The 4,191-nt window shown below is 59.1% G+C and carries 3 protein-coding genes and 1 pseudogene; all 4 read left to right on the forward strand.

Annotation, left to right across the window (positions count from 1 at the left end; all coding sequences use genetic code 11):
- The coding region (locus tag PROAA_RS04215) for a (Fe-S)-binding protein (RefSeq protein WP_186410137.1) at positions 1–1,563 on the forward strand (1,563 nt) is incomplete at its 5' end.
- A gap of 195 nt (positions 1,564–1,758) precedes the next feature.
- Positions 1,759–3,090 (forward strand): 16S rRNA (cytosine(967)-C(5))-methyltransferase RsmB, encoded by a 1,332-nt coding sequence (gene rsmB / locus PROAA_RS04220; protein ID WP_342669207.1) that lies wholly within the window; start codon positions 1,759–1,761, stop codon positions 3,088–3,090.
- Positions 3,065–3,760 carry a DUF4390 domain-containing protein gene (locus PROAA_RS04225; protein WP_186410139.1) on the forward strand — a complete coding sequence of 232 codons (696 nt, stop codon included), beginning with the start codon at positions 3,065–3,067 and terminating at the stop codon, positions 3,758–3,760. Before rsmB ends, PROAA_RS04225 begins: the two co-directional genes overlap by 26 nt.
- Positions 3,757–4,191, forward strand: a pseudogene (locus PROAA_RS04230) (PAS domain-containing sensor histidine kinase); the annotation flags it as partial. The gene PROAA_RS04225 and the pseudogene PROAA_RS04230, both read left to right, overlap by 4 nt.

Genomic DNA, 4,191 nt, shown 5'->3' on the forward strand with positions numbered 1-4,191 from the left:
CTGCTGCCCGGTGGCGATCTGGCGAAGGCCTATACGCCGTCCTTCTCTCTGCTTGGTGCGGAATCGCTGATCATGGAGCAATCCGAGATCGGCAATATCTCGGAGATGGTCAAGGACTGCCTGCGCTGCGGCAAATGCAAGCCGGTCTGTTCAACCCACGTACCGCGCGCCAATCTCCTTTACTCGCCGCGCAACAAGATCCTCGCCACTTCACTGCTGATCGAAGCATTTCTCTATGAAGAGCAAACTCGGCGCGGCATTTCGCTGATGCACTTTGATGAATTCAACGATGTGGCGGACCATTGCACGATCTGTCACAAGTGCGTAGCGCCCTGCCCGGTCGATATCGATTTTGGCGATGTCTCCGTGCGCATGCGTAATTTCCTGCGCGAACAGGGCAAAAAGAAATTCGTTCCCGCCAAGGCAGCGGCGATGGCCTTTCTGACCATGAAGGATGCGGCGACCATCCGGCTGACGCGCAAGCTCATGATCGACTGGGGCTACCGTGCGCAACGGCTGGCTCACCGGGTGGCCAAAGCCCTTGGTCTGATTCAGGATCAGACCCGGCAGCCTCCGTCAACACTTGGCCAGCCGACGGTACGCGCGCAGATCATCCACTTCATCAACAAACCGATGCCCGGCGGCCTGCCCAAGCGCACGTCGCGCGCCCTGCTCGACATTGAGGACGAAAGAATCGTTCCGGTAATTCGCGACCCGCACAAGGTCAATGCAGCCGACTACTCCGGCGACGCCGTTTTCTATTTCCCTGGCTGTGGCTCGGAGCGTCTCTTTTCGCAGGTCGGTCTTGCCACACAGGCAATGCTCTACGAAATCGGTGCGCAAACCGTGCTGCCGCCGGGCTATCTTTGCTGCGGCTATCCGCAGAATGCAGCCGGCGAGGCGGATCAAGGGCAAAGAATCATTACCGACAACCGCGTGCTCTTTCACCGCGTCGCCAATACGCTGAACTATCTCGACATCAACACGGTGATCGTTTCCTGTGGCACGTGCATGGATCAGTTGCAGAAGTACCAGTTCGAAAAGATATTTCCCGGTTGCCGACTGCTCGACATTCACGAATATCTGTTGGAGAAGGGTGTCAGTCTTGAGGGAGTAAGCGGCACCCGCTACCTGTACCACGAGCCCTGTCACGAGCCGATGAAGACCATGGCGGGAATCAAAGTGGTCAACGAATTGATGGGGCAGAACGTCGATCTCTCAGATCGCTGTTGCGGCGAATCCGGCACGCTGTCCGTGACACGCCCGGACGTATCCACCCAGATACGCTTCCGCAAGCAACAAGAAATCGAGAAGGGAGTGGCCAAGCTGCGCGCCGAGGGGGGAATGGGTGCAAGCGGCAGTACTACATCGTTTACGGGCGATATCAAGATACTCACCTCCTGCCCTTCGTGCCTCCAGGGATTGTCGCGCTACAACGACGATGGCGGAACGCAGGCAGACTACATCGTCGTCGAAATGGCGCGGCACCTTCTCGGCGCGGACTGGATGGAGAAATACATTCAAAAAGCAAGCAACGGCGGCATTGAGCGCGTCCTGCTTTAGTCGATATTCAGGCATGATTTGATCGAAAGGCTCAGGCACCGCATTCAGCGGAGCCGGTTCGGCAAAAGGCAGCCCTGGGCCGCGATTGACGGCATCATGCTAAACTCGATCAACATACGTTTAGCGCGATTCGCTGCCCATAGTCCATTGCCTTCTTTGCCAACTTTTTCTCCTCCTTTACCACGTACCGTACGGGTGCGCAAAGCCGTCGAGGCGGGTGCAACAGCCACCCCTTCCGCTTCTCGCTCAGCAAAACCGCCTCCTCATGCGCTGGCTCCCGATTCGCTGGGCTGGAGCCTGCTGCTGGCCGCGCGCGTATTGGCCGCAGTTCTCGGCGGGAAGGGTTTGAACGACGCCCTGCGCATGCTTGCCGACGAACCTACGAAGGCCCGCGCGGCAGCGCAGGATGTTGCCTATGGCGTGTTGCGCCGTTACGGCTTCGGCGAATTCATCCTTGGACAATTGATGGCCAAGCCTCTGACGCATCCAGAAACGCAAGCGCTGTTACTGGGAGCACTTTATCGCCTGGAGACGCGCGCCGATTCAACGCCGATGATCGTTGATCAGGCGGTTGCCGCGGCCGGCGAACTAGCGGGGGGCGTTTTCAAGAGTCTGGTCAATGGCGTGCTGCGCAATTACCTGCGGCAGCGCAAAGCGCTTCTCGCTGCGATGGCAGATAACGACGAAGCGAGACATCAGCACCCACGCTGGTGGGTGGCTCGATTGCGCCGCGCCTATCGTGACAACTGGCAGTCGATCGTTGCCGCCGGCAACTGCCCTCCGCCGATGACTCTGCGCGTCAATCAGCGTCGGACAACCGTGCCGGACTACCGCGCCAGCTTGGAAGCGGCAGGTTTCGCAGCACGACCGGTCGGTCGCCATGGTTTTATCCTGGAACGACCGGTTGCAGTTGATGCCCTGCCGGGCTTTCGCGAGGGTTTGGTTTCCATCCAGGATGCGGGAGCGCAACGCGCCGCCGAACTGCTTGATTCTGCGCCGGGGTCCTGCGTGCTCGACGCCTGCGCCGCACCCGGTGGCAAGACCGCGCATCTGCTCGAGTCAACTGATCTCGATCTGCTGGCACTGGATATCGATGCAGCCCGGACACAGCGCATCGAAGAGAATCTGCAGCGACTGGGTCTGGCAGCTACGGTCAGGGTCGCTGATTGCAGCGCTGTGGAGCACTGGTGGGACGGCCGGCCATTCGACGCCATTCTGGCCGACGTGCCCTGTTCGGCTTCCGGCGTGGTGCGTCGTCACCCCGATATCAAGACACTGCGCCGCGAGAGCGATATCCGGCGTTTTGCGCTTAAGCAGGCAGCCATTCTCGATGCGCTCTGGCCTTTGCTCAAACCCGGCGGTAAGCTGCTGTATGCGACCTGCTCGGTTTTCCCCGAAGAGAATGCTGCGCAGATTGCTGCATTTCTCGTTCGCCATTCCGGCATCGAGTGCTTGTTTGAAGAGCAACTGCTGCCTCAGGACGAAAACGACGGTTTCTACTATGCGTTGTTGCGAAAAACTGTTTAGGGCAATTTTCTGCAGCGCAGCTCTGCTGCTGACCGCGCTTGCAACACAGGCTGCGGAGATCAGCATCCGCAACCCGCAGCTCGAAGCAAACGAGGACAGCTACGCGCTTTCCGCCGACATGAACATCAACTTCAATACGCGGCTTGAGGAGGCCGTGAACAGAGGAATCGTACTTTTTTTTGCCGCGGATTTCGAACTGACCCGGTCGCGCTGGTACTGGTTGGACGAACAGGTCGTCCGGCGCAGCAAGATATTCCGGCTTTCCTATCACGCACTGACGCGTCAATATCGATTGTCCACCGGCGCCAGCGCCCTGCACCAGAGTTACGCTTCATTGGATGAGGCACTGAGCGTGATGTCGCACGTACGCAATTGGCAGGTGCTCGAGAAGGATGAGGTCAAGCCAGGCCAAGCCTATCTTGCCAGCCTGCGCATGCGCCTGGATCTGTCGCTCATGCCCAAAACCTTTCAGGTGAGTGCGCTGGCCAACAGGGATTGGAATCTTTCATCCGATTGGTTGCGCTGGGACTTCATGCCTTCGGAATTGAAGCAGGAGCCGCCACCGGCGATATCGACACCGGCGACACCTTCGGCGAACCCTCACTCGACACCAGCGTCGGGCACGCCCCCCGCTTCGCCTGCAACGCCCGCCGCGGGTGAAGGCAAATGAAGAACCTGATCATCGTAGCGGCTTCGTTCGGCGGCATCCTGCTCTTTCTGCTGGCGTCAACCAGCGCCAATACGGCAATGTTTGCCAGCAACTATCCCTGGCTACTTGGACTGAACGCGTTTGTCGCCCTGTCGCTCCTTGTCCTGATCATTTGGCAGGTACGCGATCTGTGGCGCGAACACCAGGCCCGGATTTTCGGTTCGCGGCTCAAACTGCGCCTGATGCTGATGTTCGGCCTCATGGCCGTCCTGCCGGGCGTGCTGATCTACGCCGTTTCGGTGCAGTTCGTCACCAAGAGCATCGATTCCTGGTTCGACGTCCGCGTTGAAAAGGCACTGGAGTCCGGACTTGACCTCGGGCGTAGCGCGCTCGATTCCCTGCTCGACGATCTTGCCGAAAAAGGACACGTCATGGCGCTCGAGCTGGGCAAT

It is taken from the genome of Candidatus Propionivibrio aalborgensis (genome assembly GCF_900089945.1).
Lineage (GTDB): Bacteria > Pseudomonadota > Gammaproteobacteria > Burkholderiales > Rhodocyclaceae > Propionivibrio > Propionivibrio aalborgensis.